The sequence below is a fragment of the Streptomyces sp. NPDC001056 genome, from assembly GCF_053598955.1.
Map to the genome: position 1 here is coordinate 1 of NZ_JBSFLI010000015.1, position 22063 is coordinate 22063.

Annotated in this window: 22 protein-coding genes and 2 pseudogenes; 18 read left to right on the plus strand and 6 right to left on the minus strand. The window is 70.9% G+C overall.

Features of this window, described 5'->3' with window-relative positions; genetic code table 11:
- The coding region (locus ACWDD7_RS19010; protein ID WP_351878962.1) for a hypothetical protein at positions 1-184 on the minus strand (184 nt) is incomplete at its 3' end.
- Positions 185-331: 147 nt separating this feature from the next.
- A complete protein-coding gene (locus ACWDD7_RS19015; protein WP_351879001.1) occupies positions 332-940 on the minus strand; it encodes a response regulator transcription factor in 609 nt (202 codons plus the stop codon).
- 362 nt (positions 941-1302) lie between these two features.
- On the opposite strand from ACWDD7_RS19015, the gene ACWDD7_RS19020 reads away from it, so the two are divergent.
- The 12 genes from ACWDD7_RS19020 to ACWDD7_RS19075 all read left to right on the plus strand — a co-directional run bounded on the left by ACWDD7_RS19020 (position 1303) and on the right by ACWDD7_RS19075 (position 13494).
- Positions 1303-2589 (plus strand): nucleotide disphospho-sugar-binding domain-containing protein, encoded by a 1287-nt coding sequence (locus tag ACWDD7_RS19020; RefSeq protein WP_450458167.1) that lies wholly within the window; start codon positions 1303-1305, stop codon positions 2587-2589.
- Between the two features lie 57 nt (positions 2590-2646).
- Entirely contained in the window at positions 2647-3219 is a 573-nt protein-coding gene (locus ACWDD7_RS19025) for a dTDP-4-dehydrorhamnose 3,5-epimerase family protein (RefSeq protein ID WP_351878968.1), read from the plus strand.
- 16 nt (positions 3220-3235) lie between these two features.
- Positions 3236-4303 carry a glucose-1-phosphate thymidylyltransferase gene (locus tag ACWDD7_RS19030; protein WP_351878971.1) on the plus strand — a complete coding sequence of 356 codons (1068 nt, stop codon included), beginning with the start codon at positions 3236-3238 and terminating at the stop codon, positions 4301-4303.
- Positions 4300-5286, plus strand: a complete 987-nt coding sequence (gene rfbB, locus ACWDD7_RS19035) for a dTDP-glucose 4,6-dehydratase (protein ID WP_450458168.1) — start codon at positions 4300-4302, stop codon at positions 5284-5286. Before ACWDD7_RS19030 ends, rfbB begins: the two co-directional genes overlap by 4 nt.
- Positions 5273-6271 (plus strand): NAD-dependent epimerase/dehydratase family protein, encoded by a 999-nt coding sequence (locus ACWDD7_RS19040; protein ID WP_450458169.1) that lies wholly within the window; start codon positions 5273-5275, stop codon positions 6269-6271. The genes rfbB and ACWDD7_RS19040 overlap by 14 nt, the downstream gene beginning before the upstream one ends.
- A 1-nt stretch (position 6272) precedes the next feature.
- The gene (gene rfbH, locus ACWDD7_RS19045; RefSeq protein WP_351878980.1) at positions 6273-7586 is read left to right on the plus strand and encodes a lipopolysaccharide biosynthesis protein RfbH; all 1314 of its coding nucleotides are present in this window, start codon (positions 6273-6275) and stop codon (positions 7584-7586) included.
- Positions 7587-7695: 109 nt separating this feature from the next.
- Entirely contained in the window at positions 7696-8439 is a 744-nt protein-coding gene (locus ACWDD7_RS19050; RefSeq protein ID WP_450458170.1) for an NAD-dependent epimerase/dehydratase family protein, read from the plus strand.
- A 43-nt stretch (positions 8440-8482) separates the two neighbouring features.
- Entirely contained in the window at positions 8483-9883 is a 1401-nt protein-coding gene (locus ACWDD7_RS19055) for an NDP-hexose 2,3-dehydratase family protein (protein ID WP_450458171.1), read from the plus strand.
- Entirely contained in the window at positions 9880-10866 is a 987-nt protein-coding gene (locus ACWDD7_RS19060) for a Gfo/Idh/MocA family protein (RefSeq protein ID WP_450458172.1), read from the plus strand. The genes ACWDD7_RS19055 and ACWDD7_RS19060 overlap by 4 nt, the downstream gene beginning before the upstream one ends.
- Before the next feature lie 16 nt (positions 10867-10882).
- Complete coding sequence (locus ACWDD7_RS19065; RefSeq protein WP_351878992.1) at positions 10883-12064, plus strand: macrolide family glycosyltransferase; 1182 nt, start codon at positions 10883-10885, stop codon at positions 12062-12064.
- A gap of 177 nt (positions 12065-12241) precedes the next feature.
- Positions 12242-13306 carry an alpha/beta hydrolase gene (locus ACWDD7_RS19070; RefSeq protein ID WP_450458173.1) on the plus strand — a complete coding sequence of 355 codons (1065 nt, stop codon included), beginning with the start codon at positions 12242-12244 and terminating at the stop codon, positions 13304-13306.
- Positions 13303-13494, plus strand: a complete 192-nt coding sequence (locus ACWDD7_RS19075) for a hypothetical protein (RefSeq protein WP_392216622.1) — start codon at positions 13303-13305, stop codon at positions 13492-13494. The genes ACWDD7_RS19070 and ACWDD7_RS19075 overlap by 4 nt, the downstream gene beginning before the upstream one ends.
- 69 nt (positions 13495-13563) lie before the next feature.
- On the opposite strand, the gene ACWDD7_RS19080 is transcribed toward ACWDD7_RS19075, so the two are convergent.
- A complete protein-coding gene (locus tag ACWDD7_RS19080; RefSeq protein WP_392216620.1) occupies positions 13564-14706 on the minus strand; it encodes a sensor histidine kinase in 1143 nt (380 codons plus the stop codon).
- Positions 14707-15278: 572 nt separating this feature from the next.
- Entirely contained in the window at positions 15279-15734 is a 456-nt protein-coding gene (locus tag ACWDD7_RS19085) for a hypothetical protein (RefSeq protein ID WP_450458174.1), read from the minus strand.
- Between the two features lie 517 nt (positions 15735-16251).
- Between ACWDD7_RS19085 and ACWDD7_RS19090 the strand changes: the two are divergent.
- A pseudogene (locus ACWDD7_RS19090) lies at positions 16252-17428 on the plus strand (IS110 family transposase); the annotation flags it as partial.
- Between the two features lie 438 nt (positions 17429-17866).
- Positions 17867-18148 carry a hypothetical protein gene (locus ACWDD7_RS19095; RefSeq protein WP_450458175.1) on the plus strand — a complete coding sequence of 94 codons (282 nt, stop codon included), beginning with the start codon at positions 17867-17869 and terminating at the stop codon, positions 18146-18148.
- Between the two features lie 20 nt (positions 18149-18168).
- On the opposite strand, the gene ACWDD7_RS19100 is transcribed toward ACWDD7_RS19095, so the two are convergent.
- Both ACWDD7_RS19100 and ACWDD7_RS19105 read right to left on the minus strand, forming a co-directional pair.
- On the minus strand, positions 18169-19266 hold the full coding sequence (locus ACWDD7_RS19100; protein ID WP_450458176.1) for an AraC-like ligand-binding domain-containing protein: 1098 nt from the start codon (positions 19264-19266) through the stop codon (positions 18169-18171).
- A 148-nt stretch (positions 19267-19414) separates the two neighbouring features.
- Positions 19415-19855: an RICIN domain-containing protein gene (locus ACWDD7_RS19105; protein WP_450458177.1), complete on the minus strand. Its 441-nt coding sequence runs from the start codon at positions 19853-19855 to the stop codon at positions 19415-19417.
- A 183-nt stretch (positions 19856-20038) separates the two neighbouring features.
- Between ACWDD7_RS19105 and ACWDD7_RS19110 the strand changes: the two are divergent.
- The 4 genes and pseudogenes from ACWDD7_RS19110 to ACWDD7_RS19125 all read left to right on the plus strand — a co-directional run.
- Positions 20039-20485 (plus strand): annotated as a pseudogene (locus ACWDD7_RS19110) (VOC family protein); the annotation flags it as partial.
- 406 nt (positions 20486-20891) lie between these two features.
- Entirely contained in the window at positions 20892-21182 is a 291-nt protein-coding gene (locus ACWDD7_RS19115; protein WP_450458277.1) for a hypothetical protein, read from the plus strand.
- A complete protein-coding gene (locus tag ACWDD7_RS19120) occupies positions 21179-21436 on the plus strand; it encodes a hypothetical protein (protein ID WP_450458278.1) in 258 nt (85 codons plus the stop codon). The genes ACWDD7_RS19115 and ACWDD7_RS19120 overlap by 4 nt, the downstream gene beginning before the upstream one ends.
- A gap of 4 nt (positions 21437-21440) precedes the next feature.
- Positions 21441-22061 carry a DinB family protein gene (locus ACWDD7_RS19125; protein ID WP_450458178.1) on the plus strand — a complete coding sequence of 207 codons (621 nt, stop codon included), beginning with the start codon at positions 21441-21443 and terminating at the stop codon, positions 22059-22061.
- The last annotated feature ends 2 nt before the right edge of the window (positions 22062-22063 follow it).

Consider the following 22063-nt stretch of genomic DNA (forward strand, 5'->3'; position numbering starts at 1 on the left):
CGTTGCCGAACGAGGCGGTCTCCGAGGTGAAGCGGTCCCCCGTCAGCTGCATCCCGTCCCCCGAGTCCCCCGCGAACCGGATGACCACCCGGTCCTGGCGGCGTACCTCGTGAGACGGGAGGGTCGTTCTGTCGGCCTCTCCGGGGGCGTTCGTGCCACTCGGACGGGTCGTGTCCACGGCCATCGGCCGCTCCTTCGTGTCGACGCAGATGACTGCCTGGCGTCGCACCCTAGGGAGCGCCCCTTGTGATCGGCCAAAGCCGTGCCGGCGGACCGTGGTCGCGCCGACGACGTCAGGCGTGGGCAGGCCGGTCACGACCCGGCGGCACCGTCACAGCAGCCACTCGGAGTCGCGCGCGATGCGGATCGCGTCGACGCGGTTGCGGGCGTTGAGCTTGCCGACGATGGTCGTCAGGTAGTTGCGCACCGTACCCGCCGAGATGCGCAGTGTGGCGGCGATCTCCCGGGGCTCCGCACCCTCCGCCGCGAGCCGCAGCACCTCGGTCTCCCGGGTGGTGAGAGGGCTCTCGTACTCCTCCCAGGCGGCCAGCGCCAGTTCCGGGTCGACCGCTCGCTGTCCCGCCGCCACCCGTCGTACCGCGGTGGCCAGTTCGGAGGACGGGGCGTCCTTGCGGAGGTACCCGGCGACCCGTGCCTCAAGGGCCCGGCGCAGGGCGCCGGGGCGTCCGAGGCTGGTCAGGATGAGGACGCGGCACTGGGGGAGCTGCTCGCGCAGCCGGACGGCCGCGGACAGGCCGTCGATACCGGGCAGGTCGATGTCGAGGATGGCCACGTCGGGCCGGTGCTTCAGCGCCATGGCGACGATCTCGTCCCCGCGGGAGACCTCGCAGATCACGTCGAGATCGTCCTGGAGGTTCAGCAGTGCGACCAGGGCGCCGCGGACCATGTCCATGTCCTCGGCGAGCAGGATCCGTATCACAGAACCGCCCAGGGGACGTCGGCACTTCTCGAATCGTCCGCAGCCGTCGGACCGCTCGTTGGTTTCCGTCATGTTCACGGCCTCCATCCTGCGGAGATCGTAAGTCAACCACGTGAAAATTGTGGGCCGTTCGAAGGCTTCTGGGCATACAACTGCGTATCCGTTGGCCATTTGGAAAAGAATTGAGGCCAATTCACCTTTTCTGGTGAATGTTCAGTCAGGGGCGTGCGTGCGTCTCGGGTGCTACACGCCTCGCTCGCCTCCGCCTCGCGGTGCACAAGCGGCTCTTTAGAGGGCGCCCGCAGGATGCGTGCGAACCGTACGCGTCGGCAGGGCGTCGGCACTCTCGGAGAGGTTCAGCGATGCGCGTTCTTTTCACCATCTTTCCGGCTTCGGCACATCTCTATCCAGCCGTCCCGCTGGCGTGGGCGCTGCAGAGCGCCGGCCACGAGGTCGTCGTGGCGAGCCCCGAGGGCGTGGTCGACCAGAAGGTGATCGAGAACATCACCTCGGCCGGCCTGACCGCGGTCTCGCTGGGCGGCAAGGAGGAACTCGCCGCTTCGCTCGCTCCCCTCATCGCAGGCGCCGGCCCGGACCGGCCCACCCTGGCCCTCGACCCCGACGCCCCGGACTCCTGGCGCACGGCCAGGGCCGTGCTCGGCGGGATGTTCCACGCGTACTACCCGCCGCCGACGGCCGAGGGCGGCCGTCGGCCCATCCTGGACACACTGGTCGAGTTCGCCAAGGACTGGCGTCCGGACCTGGTGCTGTGGGACCCGCTGGCGCCCACCGGCGCCGTGGCCGCGCGCGCCTGCGGCGCCGCGCACGCGCGCCTGCTGTTCGGCAACGACAACATCGGGCTCGTCCGGGCCAGGACGCGCGAGGAACTGGCCGACCCTGCCTCGGGCCTGACCGAGGACCCGTGGATGCCCTGGCTGGGCCCGGTGCTGGAGCGCTACGGCCTCGACTTCACCGAGGAGACGCTGACCGGCCAGTGGACCCTGGACCTGACCCAGTCCCGGATGCGCACCCCGCTGGACCTGACGTACGTCCCGGTGCGCCGCGTCCCGTACAACGGGGCCGCCACGCTTCCCGGCTGGCTGCACGCACGGCCCGACCGGCCCCGCGCCGTGCTCACCCTGGGCGTGAGCCGGCGGCTGCTGGCCGGCCGGCACAGCGGCTTCCCGATGCGGGAGTTCTTCGAGTCCGTGTCCGGTCTGGACCTGGAACTGGTGGCGACGCTGAACAGCGAGCAGCTGGAGGCGGCCGGCACGCTCCCGGACAACGTCCGCGCCCTCCCGTACGTCCCGCTCAACCAGGTGCTGCCCACCAGCTCGGCGATCATCCACCACGGGGGCGGCGGGACGTTCGCCGCCGCCGTGGCGTTCAAGGTGCCCCAGCTCGTCGTGCCCCTGCCGATGTGGGACGAGATGGTCACGGGGAGGTACGTCGCCCGCCGGGGTGCCGGACTGGTCGCCGACCCCGCGGCGATCGACGTCGACAGCCTGCACAAGGACCTCCTGCGGCTGATCGAGGAGCCGTCCTTCCAGCTCGGCGCCCGTGCCCTCTACGAGGACATGCTGGCCGCCCCGGCGCCGAAGGACGTGATCCCCGTCCTGGAGCGGCTGACCGCGGAACACCGCGGCTGACCCAGGCACCCACAGCCGTTCGGCCCCGGCCGGCCGGCTTGAGAAGGAAGGGCGAGCGTGCGCGTCGAGGAAACCAGCATCCCGGGTACGTTTCTGATCGAGCCGGACCACCTCTCCGACAGCCGTGGCGTCTTCTACGAGTCGCTGCGGACCGACGAACTGGAGCGGACCGCGGGGATCGTCTTCCGGCCCCGGCAGATCAACTACTCGGTGTCCCGGCGCCACACCCTGCGCGGCATCCACAGCGTGCGCACCCCCCCGGGGCAGGCCAAGTTCATCACCTGCGTCCGGGGAGTGCTGCGGGACGTCGTCGTCGACCTGCGCGTCGGCTCGCCCACCTTCGGCAGGCACCAGGTCAACGAACTGGACGCCGCCTCGGGCCGGTCCGTGTACGTCCCGGAGGGCGTCGGCCACGGGTTCCTGGCGCTCACCGACGACGCCTGCATCTGCTACGTCGTCTCGACCACGTACGTCCCCGGAACACAGATCGACATCAACCCGCTCGACCCCGACCTGGACCTTCCCTGGGAGTGCGCCGGGACACCGCTGATCTCGGACAAGGACGCGAAGGCACCGACGCTGGCCGAGGCCCTGGCCGCGGGCGTGCTGTCGGATTTCGCCCACACATGAAGCGAGAGGACCTCCCATGAAGGCTCTGGTGCTGGCAGGCGGATCGGGCACCCGTCTGCGGCCCTTCAGCTACTCCATGCCCAAACAGCTCATCCCCATAGCGAACACCCCCGTCCTGGAATACGTCCTCCGCAACATCCTGGACCTGGGGGTGAGCGAGGTCGGCGTCATCGTCGGCGACCGGGCCCAGGAGATCCAGGAGGCGCTCGGGGACGGTTCGCGGTTCGGGGCACGGCTGACCTACCTCCGGCAGGAGGCCCCGCTCGGCCTCGCCCACACCGTCGCCGTCGCCCGTGACTTCCTCGGCGACGACGACTTCGTGATGTACCTCGGCGACAACATGCTGCCCGAGGGGATCGTCTCCATCGCCGAGGAGTTCGCGGCGCACCGCCCGGCCGCCCACGTCGTGGTGTACAAGGTCCCGGACCCGCGCGCCTTCGGCGTGGCCGAACTGGGGCCCGGCGGTGAGGTGCGGCGCCTGGTGGAGAAGCCGCAGCGGCCGGTCAGCGACCTGGCCCTGATGGGCGTGTACTTCTTCACCGCCGCCATCCACGAGGCCGTACGGTCCATCGAGCCCAGCGCCCGCGGCGAGCTGGAGATCACCGACGCGATCCAGTGGCTGGTGTCGGCGGGCGCGGACGTGCGGGCCGGCCGGTACGAGGGCTACTGGAAGGACACCGGGAACGTCGAGGACGTCCTGGAGTGCAACCGCTACGTCCTGGACAGCCTGCGGCCGGCCGTGCACGGCGCGGTCGACGACGCCAGCGTGCTGGTGGGACCGGTCGTCGTGGAGGAAGGGGCGCGTGTCGTGCGCTCCCGCATCGAGGGGCCCGTGATCATCGGCGCCGGCACGGTCGTGGAGGACAGCCACATCGGCCCCCACACGTCCATCGGCCGCGCGTGCGCGGTCACCGGGAGCCGGCTGGAGTACTCCATCGCGCTGGACGGCGCGTCGGTCACCGGTGTCCAGGGCCTGCGCAGTTCCGTCATCGGCCGCTCCGCCTCGGTCGGCACCAGCGGGCAGAGCACGGACCGTTACCGCCTGGTCGTCGGAGACCACACCCGAGTGGAAGTCGCGGCATGAGGATCCTCGTCACCGGAGCAGCCGGGTTCATCGGCTCCAACTTCGTCCGTCACCTCCTCGCGAACGCGTACGCGGGATGGGAGGACGCGCGGGTCACCGCTCTGGACAAGCTGACCTACGCGGGCAACCGCGACAACCTGCCCGCCTCGCACCCGCGCCTGGAGTTCGTCCGGGGCGACGTCTGCGACCTGGCCCTGCTGCGGGAACTGCTGCCCGGGCACGACGCCGTGGTGCACTTCGCCGCCGAGTCCCACGTGGACCGCTCGCTGGAGGGCGCGGCCCCGTTCTTCCGCACCAACGTCCTGGGCACCCAGACACTCCTCGACGCCGTGCTGGACACCGGCGTCGAACGGGTCGTGCACGTCTCCACCGACGAGGTGTACGGCTCGATCGACGAGGGCTCCTGGACCGAGGACTGGCCGCTGCTGCCCAACACCCCCTACGCGGCCTCCAAGGCCTGTTCCGACCTGGTCGCCCGCACCTACTGGCGCACACACGGGGTGAACCTCTCCGTCACCCGCTGCTCCAACAACTACGGGCCCTACCAGCACCCGGAGAAGCTCATCCCGCTGTTCGTCACCAACCTGCTGGAAGGCCGGCAGGTGCCGCTGTACGGGGACGGACACAACATCCGCGAATGGCTGCACGTGGACGACCACTGCCGCGGCATCCACCTCGTGCTCGACCACGGCCGGCCCGGCGAGATCTACAACATCGGCGGCGGCAACGAGCGCACCAACCGGGCCATCACCGAGCACCTGCTCGAACTGACCGGCTCGGGCGAGGAGATGATCCGCCACGTCCCCGACCGCAAGGCGCACGACCTGCGCTACTCCATCGACGAGACCAAGATCCGTACGGAACTCGGCTACGCGCCGCGGATCGGGTTCGAGGAGGGGCTGGCCGCCACGGTGGCCTGGTACCGCGACCACCCCGACTGGTGGAAGAGCGTCAAGTACGGAGCCGACCGTGCGCACGACTGAGCACGGCCCGGCATCCGGGCTCCGTGTCGTGGTGCTCGGCGGCTCCGGCTGCCTGGGCCGCCGGATCGGCGCGGCCTTTTGCGCCGACGGCGCGCAGACGCACCTGGTGTCCCGGAAGCCGGCCGGGGACGGCCCGGCGGACGCGCGGCACGTCGCCCTGGACCTGCTCGCCGCCGACGCCCGCGAACTCGCCGGCTTCTTCGGGTCGGTGGCGCCCGACGTGGTGGTCAACGCCGCGGGCCGGGTCTGGCAGGGCGACGAGGCCGCGATGACCGCTGGCAACGCGGACCTGGTCGTCCGCCTCACCCGGGCACTCGCCCGGCTGCCCCGCCCCCCGCGGCTGATCCAGCTCGGCACCGTCCACGAGTACGGCGCCGGGACACCGGGTTCCGGTACCCGCGAGGAGCAGGAGCCCGCACCCGTCACGCCGTACGGGCGCACCAAACTCCTCGGCACGCGGGCCGTCCTGAGGGCCGTGGCGGACGACGGCGTGGACGGCGTCGTTCTCCGCCTCGCCCAGGTGATCGGTGCCGGGGTGCCGGCCACCAGCCTCTTCGGCAAGGTCGCCGCGCACCTCGGCGAGGCCGCCCGTGCCCGCTCCCGGGGCGAGGAGCCCGACGCGCTGAGACTGCCGCCGCTGCGGGCCCGGCGCGACCTCGTGGACATGCGCGACACCGTGGACGCCGTACGGGCCGCCGCCGTCGCGCCGAAGGCCGACGTGAGCGGCCAGGTGATCAATGTCGGGCGCGGCGAGGCGGTCCCGATGCGCGCGTTGATCGACCGCATGGTCGGCCTCAGCGGCCTGGACCTCACGGTCGCCGAGGCCGCCCCGGGCCCGTCCCCACGCACCGACGTGGCGTGGCAGCAACTCGACGTCTCACGGGCGCTGCGGCTCCTGGGATGGCAGCCGCGCCGCACCCTCGACGACTCGTTGCGCGACCTGCTCGCGGCCGCTCTGCCGGCACCGGTCAATGGAAGGACATGAAGTGAGCGACACCACCGACCCCAAGGAACTGGTGCTGGACGAGGTCCGCAGGTACCACCGGGAGACCGCGCCGGCACGGGAGTTCGTGCCCGGCGTGACCGAGATCTGGCCCTCCGGCGCGGTCCTGGACGAGGCGGACCGGGTCGCGATCGTCGAGGCGGCGCTGACCATGCGCATCGCCGCCGGACCCAGCTCCCGGAAGTTCGAGTCCGCCTTCGCCAAGCGGCTGAAGCGGCGCAAGGCCCATCTGACCAACTCCGGTTCGTCCGCGAACCTCCTCGCCATGTCCGCCCTCACCCAGCACGAACTCGGTGACCGGGCGCTGAAGCCGGGCGACGAGGTGATCACCGTCGCCGCGGGCTTCCCCACCACCGTCAACCCGATCCTGCAGAACGGACTCGTCCCGGTCTTCGTGGACGTGGAGCTGGCCACGTACAACACCACGGCCGAGCGGGTGGCGCGGGCGATCGGCCCCAAGACGCGGGCCATCATGATCGCGCACGCGCTCGGCAACCCCTTCGAGGTGGCCGAGATCGCCCAACTCGCCAAGGAGCACGACCTCTACCTCGTCGAGGACAACTGCGACGCGGTCGGCTCGACCTACGACGGGCAGCTCACCGGCACCTTCGGCCACATGACCACGGTCAGCTTCTATCCCGCGCACCACCTCACCATGGGCGAGGGCGGCTGCCTGCTCACCTCCGACCTGGGCCTCGCCCGCATCGTGGAGTCGCTGCGCGACTGGGGCCGGGACTGCTGGTGCGAACCCGGCAAGAACAACACCTGCTTCAAGCGCTTCGAGTACCAGATGGGCGACCTGCCGGCCGGGTACGACCACAAGTACATCTTCTCCCACATCGGTTACAACCTGAAGGGAACCGACATCCAGGCCGCCCTCGGACTCTCCCAGCTCGACAAGCTGGACGGCTTCGTCGAGGCGCGCCGCCGCAACTGGCGCCGGCTGCGCGAGGGACTGGACGGCGTACCGGGCCTGCTGCTCCCCGAGCCCACCGCGAAGTCCGACCCGAGCTGGTTCGGCTTCGTCATCACCGTCGACCCCGAGGCCCGCTTCACCCGCGCCGAGCTCGTCGCCCACCTGGAGGAGCACAAGATCGGCACCCGGCGGCTGTTCGCCGGCAACCTCACCCGGCAGCCCGCCTACATCGGCCGGCCCCACCGGGTCGTCGGCGATCTCACCAACAGCGACGTCATCACCGAGCACACGTTCTGGATCGGCGTCTACCCGGGGCTCACCGACGAGATGCTCGACTACATGACCGCCACGATCAAGGAGTTCGTGGCCCAGCGCGGCTGAGAGCCCGTCGGCACCCCTCCCGGACCGGGACCCGGACTCCCGCCGGGAACGGGGCCCGCCGACAGGTTCCGAGCCACCGGGCCGCCTCCACCCAGGAGATCGGTAGACGATGGAGATAGTGGGGACCGGATTCCTGGCACGGAGTCTGCGTCCGCTGGCCGGCCGTCATCCGGACACCGTGGCCCTCGCGGCGGGGGAGTCCAGGACCAGCGGCGCCACCGAAGCGGACTACGCGCGCGAGGCCGCGCTGCTGCGCGACGTCGGGAAGCGGTGTGCCGCGGGCGGGAAGCTGCTGCTGTTCTTCTCGACCGCCGCCACCGGAATGTACGGCCTCGCCGAGGGGCCGGGCGCGGAGGACGCCCCGGTGCGCCCCGCCACCCCCTACGGCGCACACAAGCTCGCGCTCGAACGACAGTTACGCGACTCCGGGACCGACCACCTCATCCTCCGGCTGGCCCACCTGGTGGGCCCGCACGGACGGCCCCACCAGCTCGTCCCGACGCTGGTGCGGCAGGTCCGGGCAGGGGTGGTGTCCCTGCACCGGGGCGCGGCCCGCGACCTGATCGGCGTCGCGGACATGCTGACGATCACCGACCGGCTGCTCGGCGCGGGACTGCGGGCCGACACGGTCAACGTGGCCTCCGGGTTCGCCACCCCGGTGGAGGACATCGCCGACCACCTCGCCCGCGCGCTGCGGCTCACGCCGCGCAAGGAGTACGTGGACGCCGGCGTCGCGTACGCCATCTCCACCCAGAAGTTACGCGCCCTGGTCCCGGAGGTGGCGGACCTGGGCTTCGGTCCCGACTACTACCGCCGGGTCCTCAACGACTTCATCGCGGCCGACCATACCTGACCCGGCCGCACCCTCCTCACCAGAAAAGCAGGGAGCCTCTCCGATGCCGTCGACCCCCACGCTCCGGACACGGGCGGACACGAGCCTGCCGGACCGCATCGCGCTCTCGGCGGCCACCACCGAGGGCGCGCACCTGCGCACCGCCGACTTCGCCGGCTGGCTGGCCGAACGGGGCCGGGCCCACACCTTCGAGGTGGAACGGATACCGTTCGCCGAGCTGGACGGCTGGTCGTTCCAGGAGACCACCGGGAACCTGGTGCACCGCAGCGGACGCTTCTTCACCGTCGAGGGCCTGCACGTCACGGAGGAGGGCGAACCGCACGGCGACGGCCCGCACGCCGACTGGTACCAGCCCATCATCAGACAGCCCGAGGTGGGCATCCTGGGCATCCTCGTCAAGGAGTTCGACGGGGTGCCGCACTTCCTGATGCAGGCGAAGATGGAACCGGGCAACCCCAACCTGCTCCAGCTGTCGCCCACCGTCCAGGCGACCCGCAGCAACTACACCAAGGCCCACAAGGGCGCGGACGTCAAGTACATCGAGTACTTCGTCGGGCCGCGCCGCGGCCGGATCGTCGCGGACGTGCTCCAGTCCGAGCACGGCTCCTGGTTCCATCACAAGTCCAACCGCAACATGGTGGTCGAGGCGGTGGGCGACGTCCCCCTCCTCGACGACTTCTGCTGGCTCACCCTGGGGCAGATCGCCCAGCTGCTGCACCTGGACAACGTGGTCAACATGGACTCGCGCACGGTGCTGTCCTGCCTGCCCTTCGGCGACGCCTGGGACGGCGCGCTGCTCTCCGACACCGAGCTGCTCTCCTGGATCACGGGCGAGCGCACCCGGCACTGTGTGCGGGCCGAACGTGTTCCGCTGGACAACCTCCCGGGCTGGAAGCGCCGCGAGAGCGCGATCGAGCACGAGACCGGCCGCTACTTCGATGTCGTCGCCGTGTCCGTGCGGGCGGGGAACCGTGAGGTGACCGGCTGGACCCAGCCCCTGTTCGAGCCGGTCGGCCCCGGCGTCACCGCCTTCCTCCTCCGGGAGTTCGGCGGCGTCCCGCACGTCCTGGTGCACGCCCGCGTCGAGGCCGGCTTCCTCGACACCGTCGAACTCGGGCCCACCGTCCAGTACACCCCGGACAACTACGCCCATCTGCCCGCGGGCGAACGCCCGTTGTTCCTGGACACGGTGGTGCGCGCGACCCCGGACCGCGTCCGCTACGAGGCCGTGCACTCCGAGGAGGGCGGCCGCTTCCTCAACGCCGTCAGCCGCTGCCTCCTCGTCGAGGCGGACGAGGCCGACGCCCCGCAGGACCCGCCGCCCGGCTACGCCTGGGTCACCCCCGGCCAGCTCACCTCCCTGGTGCGCCACGGCCACTACCTCAACGTCCAGGCCCGCACCCTGCTCGCCTGCCTCAACGCGACCACGGTGCGGGCGCGATGACCGGCCGCCTGAGGATCGGGGTGCTCGGCTGCGCGGACATCGCGGTGCGCCGTATGCTGCCCGCCTTCGCGGCGGACCCCGGCATCGAGATCGCGGCAGTGGCCAGCCGGGACGCGGCGAAGGCACGAGAGGTCGCCGAACGCTTCGGCTGCCGGCCCGTCCACGGATACGACGCGCTCCTCGAACAGGACGACGTCCAGGCCGTCTACGTGCCGCTGCCGGCGGCCCTGCACGCGCAGTGGACCGAGGCGGCACTGCGCACGGGCCGCTCCGTCCTCGCCGAGAAGCCCCTGACCACCGACCACCGCCGCACCGCGGACCTGCTCCGCCTCGCCGCCGAGCGCGGCCTGGTGCTCATGGAGAACGTGATGTTCGTCCACCACCGCCGGCACCGGGCCGTACAGCGCCTGGTCGCCGACGGCGCGATCGGCGAAGTGCGCGCGTTCCACGCCGCGTTCACCATCCCCCCGCTCCCGGACGGCGACATCCGGTACGACCCGGACCTCGGCGGCGGCGCCCTGGCGGACGTGGGCATCTACCCCCTGCGGGCCGCACTGCACTTCCTCGGCCCCGACCTCCGCGTCAGCGGCGCCCGTCTCGTCCGGGGCGCGGGACGACGGGTCGAGACCTCCGGCGCCGCGTTGCTGAGCACGCCCGGCACCGCCACCGCCCAGATCACCTTCGGCATGGAGCACGCCTACCGTTCGACCTACGAACTGTGGGGCAGCGAGGGAAGCATCACCGTCGAGCGGGCCTTCACCCCGCCCGCCGACCACGTCCCCGTGATCGCCCTCCACCGTGACGGCAAGAGCGAGGAGTTCCGGCTCGCACCGCACGACCAGGTGGCGGCCACCGTCGCGGCCTTCGCCGCCGCCGTGCGCTCCGGAACCCTCCCGGACACCGGCGACACCCTGCGGCAGGCCCGACTCCTCGACGAAATACACCGGTTCGCCGCAGCCGGCGAACCCGACGGCAATGGATGAGCGGCAGGAGGCCCGCGTGCGACGCCACATCGCTTTCTTCAACTTTCCGGCTGTAGGCCACGTCAATCCCACGATCGGCGTCGTCGAGGAGCTGGTCGAACGGGGCCATCGCGTCACCTGCACCGTGACCGATCATTTCGCCCCCATCGTCAAGGCAGCCGGAGCCGAACCGGTCCGGTACGACTCGGTCTTCGGCGACTTCTACCGCGCCCCCCTGACCCCCGAGGAGGCCGCCGGCGAGGGACTGCGGAGCCTGGACGAGGCCACGTCCCTCGTGTCCCAGGTCGGACCGTTCTACGAGGAGAACAGGCCGGACGTGATCGTCCACGACTTCATGGCCTGGGGAGCGCGCTTCTTCGCCGCCGCGCACGGTATCCCGGTGATCCGGACCTATCCCGTGTTCGGCGCGAACGAACACTTCTCCATCCGGGAGAAGTTCCCGGTGGCCGAGCTGGACGACCCACGGATCGTGGAGGCGGTGCGGCGACTGGCGGCGGTGCTGCCCCGCTTCGGGCTCCCGGCCGACCCGATGGGCTTCCTCACCCACATCGAGAGACTCGCCCTCGTCTTCCTCCCCCGCGAATTCCAGTACGCGGGCGAGACCTTCGACGAGCGGTTCGTCTTCACCGGCCCCTGCATCGCCGAACGCCCCTACCAGGGCACCTGGCGGCCGGCCTCGCCGGACCGGCCCGTCCTGCTCATCTCCCTCGGCACCTCGGCCAGGGGCTGGCCGGAGTTCTTCACCATGGCCATCGAGGCCTTCGGCGACTCCGAGTGGGACGTCCTCATCACCGTCGGCGACCACACCGACCCGGCGGGCCTCGGGCCGCTGCCCGCGAACGTCGACGTACGGCGGTACGCGCCCCAGCTCGACGTGCTGCGCCACGCTCGGCTGTTCATCAGCCACGGCGGCATGAACAGCACCATGGAGTCGCTGGACAACGGCGTGCCCATGATCCTCGTACCGCAGTCGAACGAGCAGCGGGCGAACGCCCTGCGCGTGGAGGAGCTGGGCCTCGGCCGCGTGCTGGCCAAGGAGGACGTCACCGTGGAGAGCCTGCGCGCGACGGTGGACCAGGTGGCGGGCGACCCGTCGGTGGCCGAACGGGTGCGGGCCGTGCGGGAGCGCATGCGGTCCGTCGACGGCCCGGCCGTCGCGGCCGACGCCGTCGAGGCGTACCTGACCGCACTGGACTGATCGCCGCCGCGCCTGACGCCCGCGTACAAGCACCACGCAAGCGCACGCCTCGACACTGGGCGTGCAGAGCCGCTCCGGCGGGACCCGGCGGGCAGGGTCTCCAGGTTCTTCCAAGGTGCCCCCGCCGCCCCGACGGCACCACCGGCCCGAGCCGGTGGTCCCCTCGCTAGGAGACCGATGGACCATCTGGAAGAACTCAAGGAATTCGCCCGCCTGCACGCCCGGGGCCAGGGCATGAGGCCCCAGCACGTCACGCGCGTCCTCACCGGCATCACCAACGACACCGCGGCGGACGGGCGGTCGTGGGCCGCGGTGTGGACCGCCGAGGGCCGGGCCGCCGCCGACCGCGGCGACCTCCTCGACGCGTGCCGGCACTTCGCGCTCGCCCGGTTCCCGTACCACGGCGACGCCGACCGCGTCCGCGCCCAGCGCCTGTGCGTCGACACCTTCGACCAGTGGCGCCGCGGCCAGGACGGTATCGAGCGCCTGGAGTTCGAGCACAGCGACGGCACCGTCGCCTGCTGGGCCGCCGGGCTCGACAGGCCCCGCCCGCTGCTGATCGTCATGGGCGGCATCGTCAGCGTGAAGGAGCAGTGGGCGCCGCTGCTGCCCCTGCTGCGCAGACTCGGCTACGCCACCGTCGTCACCGAACTGCCGGGCGTCGGCGAGAACACCTTCACCTACGGGCCCGGCTCCTGGCGCATCCTCGGCTTCCTGCTCGACGAACTCGCCGACCGGGCCGTGGTGTCCGACACCTCGATGCTCGCGCTGAGCTTCAGCGGCCATCTCGCCGTGCGAGCCGCTGCCGAGGACTCCCGCATCCGCCGCGTCCTCACCGTGGGCGCGCCCGTGAGCGACTTCTTCCGGGACGAGACGTGGTGGCCCCGGGTCCCCGGCATCACCGCCGACACCCTGCGCCGCCTCACCGGCAGCGAGGACCTCACCGCGCTGCGGCGCCTGCTGCCGCAGTTCGCGCTCACGCCGGAGCAGCTGCGGCAGGTGCGGATCCCCGTCCGGTACGTCGTCAGCAGCCGCGACGAGATCATCCCGGCCGGAGACCAGGCGCTGCTGAGCCGCACGCTCCAGGACGTGCGGTTCAAGACGTTCGACGACGTGCACGGTTCGCCCGCCCATCTCGGCGCGATGCGGCGCTGGCTCGTCCTCCAGCTCCTGCGGCTGCGCCTGGCGGGCGGCGGGGACCGGCCGGCGTCCCGCACTCCGCGCGGCAGGAGAGCCTCATGAACGAGTCCCGGAACGACGAGGACACGACCTCCGGCACCGGGGTGCGGCCGTGGCAGACGCTGAGCTCCCTCGGCCTCACCGAGAACGAGGTGACGGCCGTCCGCCTCACGCCCGCCACCGCGCTGCGGTTCCTGTCCGGGCTCGGCGGCACGGTCCACGGGGACGGTGCCGTCGCCGGGCCCCGCTGACCGGCACCGGCCGCGCCGTGGGCGGCGACCACCCCTCGGGGCCGCCGCCCACACCCTGGCCGGGACCGGTCAGCCGCCGGTCCGCGTGGTGGCCGAGAGCCCCTGCGCGGGCACTTCGGCCAGCAGCCTGAACGTGCCCTCGGCCCAGGGGCCCGACTCCAGCCGTCCGCCCACCGCGGTCATCCGCGCGTGCAGATTGCCCAGGCCGTGGCCGCCGTAGGGCGAGGGATCGTGGTGGACGCCGTCGACGCCGTCGTTCTCGACCAGCAGCCGGATCACACCGCCCAGCTCCACGGCCTCGATGCGGCAGCGGGAGGCGTTGCTGTGCCGCAGCAGATTGGTGACGGCCTCCCGCAGCGTGGTGGCGAGCGCCGTGTCCACGGCCGGGGCGAGCGGAGCCAGGTCCACCTTCGCCTGTACGGCGATGCCGGCGGCGTCGAGTATCGACCGCGCCGACTTGATCTCCTTGCGCAGTGACAGGTCGCGGAAGCCGCTCGCGACCCTGCGGACGTCGGCGAGGGACCGTTCGGCGATGGACAGGACCTCGTCGACCTCCTTCACCGCGCGGGCCGGTTGGGCCGGAATCAGCTCGTGGATCAGCTCGCTCTTCAGCGTGATGGCGGAGAGGCTGTGGCCGAGGAGGTCGTGGAGGTCTCGGGCGAAGCGCAGCCGCTCCGCGGTGACCGCGCGCCGGACCAGGTCACCGCGGACGGCGTGCAACTGCGTGACCAGATCGGCCAGTCGGGCCAGTCCGTAGAGGAGGAAGCCGGTGAGGAGCGAGATCTGGGCCAGACGGATGCTCTCGACGAGCGGTCCGCCGTCGAGGGCCGTGGGGATCACCATGCTGAGCCCCACGAGGCCGAAGAGCGGCCAGGCCGCCCGGGGCGGGAGGAGCAGCAGCAGCGAGCCCGCCAGATAGGCAGTCGTCGTCGTCCAGAACGTCCGGAACAGCAGGAGCGGCAGATAGGTCAGGAGCACCTGGGCGGCCAGGGTCATGCACTTGCGGCCCAGGGGAGCCCGGCTGCTGTCCGGGACGGAGTGCAGGACCTGGAGGGCGAGAATCAGCGGAAGGAGGAGCAGAAAGGTGGTTTCGGCGGAGGGGGAGGCACCGGCGCTGAGGATGTCCGTGGTGGTCAGGAGTGCGGACCCCAGCAACGCGGTGAGGAGGATGGTGCGCGCCAGCTTGGAGGCGGGAAGAGCGTTGCCGGACACGGACGGGGGTGTCGCCTCGCGTCTGTCGCCATTCGACCCGTCCACGCTGTCGGAACGGTCGTGACTGCCCATCATGTTGACGGCCTCTCGCAACTCTGTGCGTCGTTGACGGAATTCTATGAAGAGCTTGTGGGGGACGAGCGGTGATCGGATGTTCGTGAGATCGACGTTGCACAGTCCGAACCGGCCCCCGCACGGGGGCCGGACATGGCTGCTCCACCGCATGGGCCGATCGTCTGCGGGGCCGTGGTGGACAGGCGTTCCGCATCATGGGCTCGTGCGTGCGAGCTCATGCGCAGATGATGCCCGAGCACTCGCCGTTGATGCGGCTGATGCCTTGTCGGGCAGGCGGGCCGACGTACCGCGAACGTGCCACGAGGGCGGCAGGCGGCACTCCTGGCGACCCGGTCGCCCGCCCGGGCCCGCGCTCGCACGCGACGCGGGCGTGTGAGGTGGTGGACGGACACCGTCCTCCCCGTGCCGCCACCGGCGGTCGGACCGCCGGCTGGAGCGGCGCACCGGGGACGCGGTCGCCTGCCAGGGGGAGGGGGCCGGACGGGCCCCCGCCGGATTCAGCAGCCGTCGCGCTCGGGCTCGAACGTCATGGGGTGTCCGGCTTCGGACATCCGGGCATCCAGGTAGGTGTTGTTGTCGACGCGGTACCAGACATCGTCCCTGGAGTCCTTGCCGTCGACGTCGTCCAGCCTGACGCACCAGCGCTCCGGGCGGATCACACGGCGATAGGTCTCCGTGCCCTGTCGCACCTTCGTGCACACGGTGGTCGGCTCATCGGTGTACCAGGTGCGCTTGTCGCCGCCGCGGCCGGATGTGTGCCGCACCCGCTTGGATCCGGAATGACAGCGCTTGACCATGTGCGCGCGGGTCGCGAGTCCGGTCAGCGCGTGGACGTGCCGCGTGCTGTCCAGCAGCCCCGACACCTTCCGGGGCTCGTCGTCGCAGCCGCCGAGTGCCGCGGCGATCACCAGGACCGCCGCGGTGAGCGTCGTCCGGCCTATGTGGTGCTGCACGTTCCTCCTTCGTCCGTCACCCCGGGAAGGACGAGCACCTCGTACCCCCCGGCAGGTGTGAAGTCCCTCGGAGTATGACGGACACCGACAAGATCCAAAACACGCCCCCCGCACGGCACGGCGACGGTCAGGCGTCGAGCCGGTGGCCCGGAATCAGATCTCGCCACGTCGCCCTCCTCCGGGTCCAGGACGTCGCAGAGCCCCTCCGCGCCCTCCAGGGACTCGGGCAGCACGATCTCGACGCTCGCGTCCCCCCGTTATGTTTTCCGCGGTCCTGCAAGAGGGCCGCTGGCCTCCGGGCCCGGCATGACTGTGTCCCCCTGTCGAACAGATGACCTGGGGGGTGCGGTGTCACCGGGCCCGAGGGGTGCCGTCACAGACGCTGATGAAAGGTCCGGCCACCGCCCGGCCGGGCGCAATGCCCGGCCATTCGCGGGCGGCAGGTCTGCATAACGTGGATGCGCGAGAACGGCCCCGACGCCCAGGCCAGCACCGGTTACGAGCAAGTGGGGGCACGGTGATCGACACCAGCAGCGTGGGCGTCTTCCTCGGCCTGGACGTCGGCAAGAGCACACATCACGGCCACGGGCTCACCCCGGCCGGCAAGAAGGTCTTCGACAAACCGCTGCCCAACAGCGAGCCGAAACTGCGGGCCGTCTTGGAGAAACCGGCTGCCAAGTTCGGCACCGTCCTCGTCGTCGTGGACCAGCCCGCATCCATCGGCGCCCTGCCGCTGGCCGTCGCCCGCGCCACGGGCTGCCAAGTCGCCTACCTGCCCGGCCTCGCCATGCGCCGACCTCTACCCTGGCGAGGCGAAGACCGACGCGAAGGACGCGGCCGTGATCGCGGACGCAGCCCGAACGATGCCGCACACCCTGCGCTCCCTGGAACTGACCGACGAGATCACCGCCGAACTGACCGTTCTCGTGGGCTTCGACCAGGACCTCGCCGCCGAGGCCACCCGGACCTCCAACCGGATACGGGGCCTGCTCACCCAGTTCCACCCCAGCCTTGAGCGTGTCCTGGGACCCCGCCTCGACCATGCCGCGGTGACCTGGCTGCTGGAACGCTACGGATCCCCGGCCGCACTGCGAAAAGCCGGACGCCGCAGGCTCGTCGAGCTGATCCGGCCCAAGGCCCCGCGCATGGCCACCCGCCTCATCGACGACATCTTCGACGCCCTGGACGAGCAGACAGTCGTCGTCCCGGGCACCGGCACCCTCGACGTGGTCATCCCGTCCCTGGCCCGCTCACTCGCGGCCGTCCACGAACAACGCCGGACCTTAGAAGCCCAGATCAGCGAACTGCTGGAGGCCCACCCTCTTTCCCAGGTCCTGACGTCGCTGCCCGGCGTCGGCGTCAGGACCGCAGCAGTCCTGCTGGTCACCGTCCAAGACGGCACCAGCTTCCCCACCGCCGCCCACCTCGCCTCCTACGCCGGCCTCGCCCCGACGACAAAGTCCTCGGGGACCTCGATCCACGGCGAACACGCACCACAGGGCGGTAACCGGCAGCTCAAACGCGCGATGTTCCTGTCCGCGTTCGCCGCCCTGCACGACCCCGCCTCCCGCACCTACTACGACAAATGCCGGGCCCGCGGCAAAACCCACACACAGGCTCTGCTCCGCCTGGCCCGGCACCGCATCAGCGTCCTGTTCGCCATGCTCCGCGACGGAACCCTCTACGAACCCAGGTGTTCCAGCTCTCCGCCGACTCCGCCCGCTCGCTGGGCAGCAGGCGGGAGGAGGCGGTCCACCTCAACCACCTCGCCTGGGCCTACAACCTCAGCGTCGCCGATCCCCACGCCGCCCTGACGACCGCCGACGCCGCGCTCGCGGCGACCCGCGACTGCGGGGACGGGCTTCAGGAAGGCTGGGCCCCTCGGCTACGCCGCGGGCGCAGCCAACCGGCTGGGCCGGGCACAAGAGGCTCAGGCGCGACTGCGCGAGGCGGCCCGCTGCCTGGCCTCGCAGGACTCCCCGCAGGCCCGGCTGGCCGAGCTGACGATCCTCAACTCCCTCGGCGGCCTGCTCCGTCAGGCCGGCCGGGCGGCGGAAGCCCTGGACATCCACCGCCGCAGCGAGCGGATCTGCCACGCGGGGATCCCAGGCCGGCCCGACGAGCTGATCGCCTTGTACCACGCGGTCGCCCGACAACAGATCGGCAATGACCTGGCGGCCCTGGAACGCTGGAACGAGGCGGAACCGTCGCTCCGTCAGGCCCTCGCCGCCTTCGAGACCGCGCAGATGCCGGCCTGGGCGGGACCGGCCCGGCTCGACCTGGGCCAGGTACTCAGTGCCTCGGGGCACCCGGAGGCCCGGGAGACACTGCTTGCCGCCCGCGACGCCCTCGCCGCGCTGAGAAGCCCGCGACAGGCCGAGGCCACCGTCGCACTCGCTGCGCTCGACGCATAGCGTGGTGGTCTGTCACGCGGTTAGGGCCTGTGGACTCCGGCTACGACATCGCCCACCCAACCCACACCATCCCTGCCCGTCGTGCTGGTCGGATACCTGCTCCCGACCGGGTCATCGGCGTGTTTCAGGGCGTCGGCCCGGTAGTCGCGGGGGGTGCTGTCGTACGCGGTGCGAAACGCGCGGCTAAAGGCCGTCGCGCTGGAGAAGCCCCAGCGGACGGCGATGGCCTGAATGGGTTGCCGTCGCAGATCGGGGCTGGCGAGATCGGCGCGGCAGCGTTCGAGCCGACGCCGGCGAATCGTCGCGGCGACGCCTTCGGGCTCGTCGTGGAAGAGGGCGTGCAGGCTCCGCAGGGAGAGGTGGTGACGGTCGGCGATCACACGCGGCGTCAGGTCAGGGTCTCCGAGATGGAGTTCGATGAAGGCGTTGATGCGGCGAAGCAGGGTGTGGGCCCTTAGCTCAGCGGGCTGCTGCACCGTGGAGCCGAGCTGTCCAGCCAGACACGAGGCGGCCAGGCCCACAGCCATCTCCCCCAGCCCGCCCAGCTCGTGGGGCGAACAGTCAGGGCCCTTCCTGGCGAGCTCCACCAGGAACCCGGCCAGGATCGCAGCCATACCCGTGCCTCCTCGAACGCACCGCCCGAGGAGACGGTCGACCTGCTGCAAAGGCAAGGGCATCCGAGCCTTGGGGATCTGCAGGATGAACACCTCAACACCGCGGCCGTCCGTCCCCGAGCGGGACTCGTACGGGCGGGAGGTGTCCCACAGCGCCATGTCCCCGGCGCTCAGCTCCGCCTCCCGCCCCTGCTGCGCGAACCAGGCGGAGCCGCCCGTCACCAACCCGAGCTGGTACTGTTCCGGATCCCCTTTGCGGATCAACGCCTCGGTCCGCCGCGAACGCAGCGGGGCGTAAGTGAACTTCGCCAGCTGGGCGGCGCCGACGTCGAGCAGCCCGCCCGAGGCGTAGAACCCGCCCGTGTCATGTGCCTGGAAAACCGTCGGCATCAGCACATGGGACACCATCTCCGCGAACCACTCGAGCCTGTCCTGAGACGGCACTCGTGCCGTCGTCATCCCCTGCCACACCGTCGACGCTCCCCCGTGTTTGCTGTACGTCACCGGGGGAGTCGTCATCCCCTGCCACACCGTCGACGCTCCCCCGTGTTTGCTGTACGTCACCGGGGGCTCAGCCTCCGGCCGTGTGCAGTCTGACGGGCTGAGCAAGATCGCGCTACCGCGCGCGCCGAGCGGTCCAGCCCTAGTGGTGTCAGTGCCAGAGCTGGTAGCGGCCGTCGTTCTCGTCGTGGAGGTAGACGCTGCTGCCGCTGTCGTTGGCGTCCAGGAACCGCCCGGTCGCCTTGTGCTTGAGCTTCCAGCCGTCCGACGTCTGAATCTCGTACCAGCGCTGGTAGTCGTTGCCCGTGCACGGCTCCATGTAGACGTCGTTGTCCCAGTAGGCCGTCAGACAGTACCCACGGTCATCGTTGCGCTTCATGAGCCACGAGCCGTCGCTGTTGCTGAACTCGTACCAGGCCGTTCCGTAACTCGAGCACCCCCACATCTTGGCGTCGCTGTTGTCCAGGTTCCAGCCCAGGCACAGCTTGGACACATCGTGCTGCCAGGTGACAGTGCTGTCGGCGCTGGCCGGTGCGGCAACGCCCAGAGCAAGACCGGCGGCCGCGCCGACCATGCCAAGCGCCTTGCTCATCCGCTTCAAAGAAGTGAACACCATGGTTTCTCCCCTTACTTGACAGCACGGGCCGGGCTGGCCCGTGTCTCAGCACATACGGCCCGAGCGCGGTTCTCTGTGGTCGTCGGTTCTGACGCGGCCACCGAACGTTGATCGGACGCAGCACCAAATGTAGGAAAAATCAGCTCGCCGGACTGAACAATGAGCGCGGGATTTCTGAACGCTCTGCGCTCGGTCAGGAGCGGCCACCGAGCCGATGTCCGGGCGCTGCTGAACGCGACCGCGCCCCCCGCATCCGCCCTGCGCAGGCTCACGGAGGCCCAGCCGCGCGGCGCCGCCTGTACCCGAACTCGGTTGAATGGCACCACGGTCACCTCCCGCCGGTCCGGCCCGCTCGGTGTCCGACTGGCCGCCGCACCGGCCGAGGCCGCGGTCCATCTGCTCACCGACCCCGCGATCGGCAGGATCAAAAAATGCGAGGCGGGCGACCGCAACCAGCGCGCCTCCGGCCCGATCCTCGCCTTCACCACCACCGGCATCCAGGGCCAGGAGAAGCGCCTGCACGCCGCGGGTGTGGACATCACCATGCCGCTGCGCGAGGAACCCTGGGGCGAACGCCTCTTCCAGATCACCGACCCCAACGGCGTGATCATCCAGTTCCTCGAGTGGACAGCACCGGCCGTCAACTCCGCGACGGAACCTTCTACGAACCCAGAACACCTTGCCTCGCTTGACGAAAGACATAGAGGCACCCCCTCCCAGCCGAGCAGCACGTCCGGTTCACCCGGGCTGACAGCACAACCAAAGAGCCCCCCGGAGCGTCGTAGGCGACATGATCAACGCACGCGCACGGCGCGCCCTCGGCGCCGCCACGCTTGTCGTGGCCCTGGCGTCCTTGCTCCTTTCCTGCGCCGGCGGTCCGGACACGTCATCGACCGCCGGCCCGTCGCCCGTCCGAGATGCCGTCGGCACGACGGCACCATCCGCCACGACCGGGGCGCAGCCCGCCCCGAGCACGGGAGAACCGACACCGAGCGTCGAGAAGGTCCGCGACGTGTTCGCCCGGCTTCAGGCCACGTACCACGACGGATGCACGACCCCGGGGAACTGCGAGTACTTCCTGGAACGCGTCCTTGCCGAACTCACCGCCCTCGACGCGTCGATGAAGGCGGACCCCCAGGGCCCCGCCCACTTCAGGGAACCCCTCGCCCGGATCGCCGAACTGCGGAGCCGACTGGGCGGCGACAGCTCCTTCGAGAACCTCAAGAAGCACCAGACCCTGCTCACAGGAACCAGGGACAGGATCAACGCGTGGATGCAGGGTCATCCCGAGGACTATCGATGAGCACCGACGAGACCGAGAACGGCGACCGGATCGCCGTGACGGCGTACAGGTGCGACGTGACGCGTGGTGCGAGCGAACGGAGGGTGCGGTGGGCGCGGAAGTGGTCGTCAGGGCGGGGCTCGGGTATGCGTCAGCGCTGTCTGCCCAGCATCGCCCCCCACGCCGTCGAGGCGGGATCGCTGACCGCCGACCTGCCGGCCCGCGCCGCGTTCGGCCGGATGACGTCGGGTCGCACGAGCGGGGCGGCAGAGTGACCCCATGACCGCATCAGCCGCCAAGGCCGACCTCCATCGCTATCTCCAGACAGCCCGCGACGCCCTGCTGTGGAAGCTCGAAGGACTCCCGGAGTACGACATCCGCCGCCCGCTCACGCCGACCGGTACCAATCTCCTCGGGCTGGTGAAACATGTGGCCTGCATGGAACTCGCCTATCTCGGCGACGTTTTCGGGCGGCCGTCCGGCGAGCCGCTGCCCTGGCTGGAGGACGGCGCCGAGCCGAACGCGGACATGTGGGCCACCGCCGACGAGTCACGCGCGTTCGTCGTGGGGCTCTACCACCGCGCGGGGGCACACGCGGACGCGACGATCGACGCACTGGCCCTCGACGCGACCGGCACGGTGTCGTGGTGGCCGAGCGGCAGGAACGGGATCACGTTGCACCACGCCGTCGTCCGCATGATCGCAGAGACCCACCGACACGCCGGACACGCCGACATCGTCCGGGAACTCATCGACGGCGACGTCGGGGAGCGCCAGGGCCAGGACAGCATGGCGTCGGGCGACCCGGCGTGGTGGGAGGACTACCGCGGCAGGCTGGAGCGCGCGGCGCGGGCCGCCGGCCGAGACGCGTCGCCCCGGAGCCGAGACGCGTACATGTGACG

Bases quoted from the DNA above. Each gene is read 5' to 3' on its own strand.
- ACWDD7_RS19030 (WP_351878971.1), top strand. From the start codon at position 3,236: ATGAAGGCTCTGGTGCTGGCAGGCGGATCGGGCACCCGTCTGCGGCCC.
- ACWDD7_RS19050 (WP_450458170.1), top strand. From the start codon at position 7,696: ATGGAGATAGTGGGGACCGGATTCCTGGCACGGAGTCTGCGTCCGCTG.
- ACWDD7_RS19070 (WP_450458173.1), top strand. From the start codon at position 12,242: ATGGACCATCTGGAAGAACTCAAGGAATTCGCCCGCCTGCACGCCCGG.
- ACWDD7_RS19060 (WP_450458172.1), top strand. From the start codon at position 9,880: ATGACCGGCCGCCTGAGGATCGGGGTGCTCGGCTGCGCGGACATCGCG.
- rfbB (WP_450458168.1), top strand. From the start codon at position 4,300: ATGAGGATCCTCGTCACCGGAGCAGCCGGGTTCATCGGCTCCAACTTC.
- ACWDD7_RS19125 (WP_450458178.1), top strand. From the start codon at position 21,441: ATGACCGCATCAGCCGCCAAGGCCGACCTCCATCGCTATCTCCAGACA.
- ACWDD7_RS19055 (WP_450458171.1), top strand. From the start codon at position 8,483: ATGCCGTCGACCCCCACGCTCCGGACACGGGCGGACACGAGCCTGCCG.
- ACWDD7_RS19020 (WP_450458167.1), top strand. From the start codon at position 1,303: ATGCGCGTTCTTTTCACCATCTTTCCGGCTTCGGCACATCTCTATCCA.
- ACWDD7_RS19120 (WP_450458278.1), top strand. From the start codon at position 21,179: ATGAGCACCGACGAGACCGAGAACGGCGACCGGATCGCCGTGACGGCG.
- ACWDD7_RS19105 (WP_450458177.1), bottom strand. From the start codon at position 19,855: ATGAGCAAGGCGCTTGGCATGGTCGGCGCGGCCGCCGGTCTTGCTCTG.
- ACWDD7_RS19075 (WP_392216622.1), top strand. From the start codon at position 13,303: ATGAACGAGTCCCGGAACGACGAGGACACGACCTCCGGCACCGGGGTG.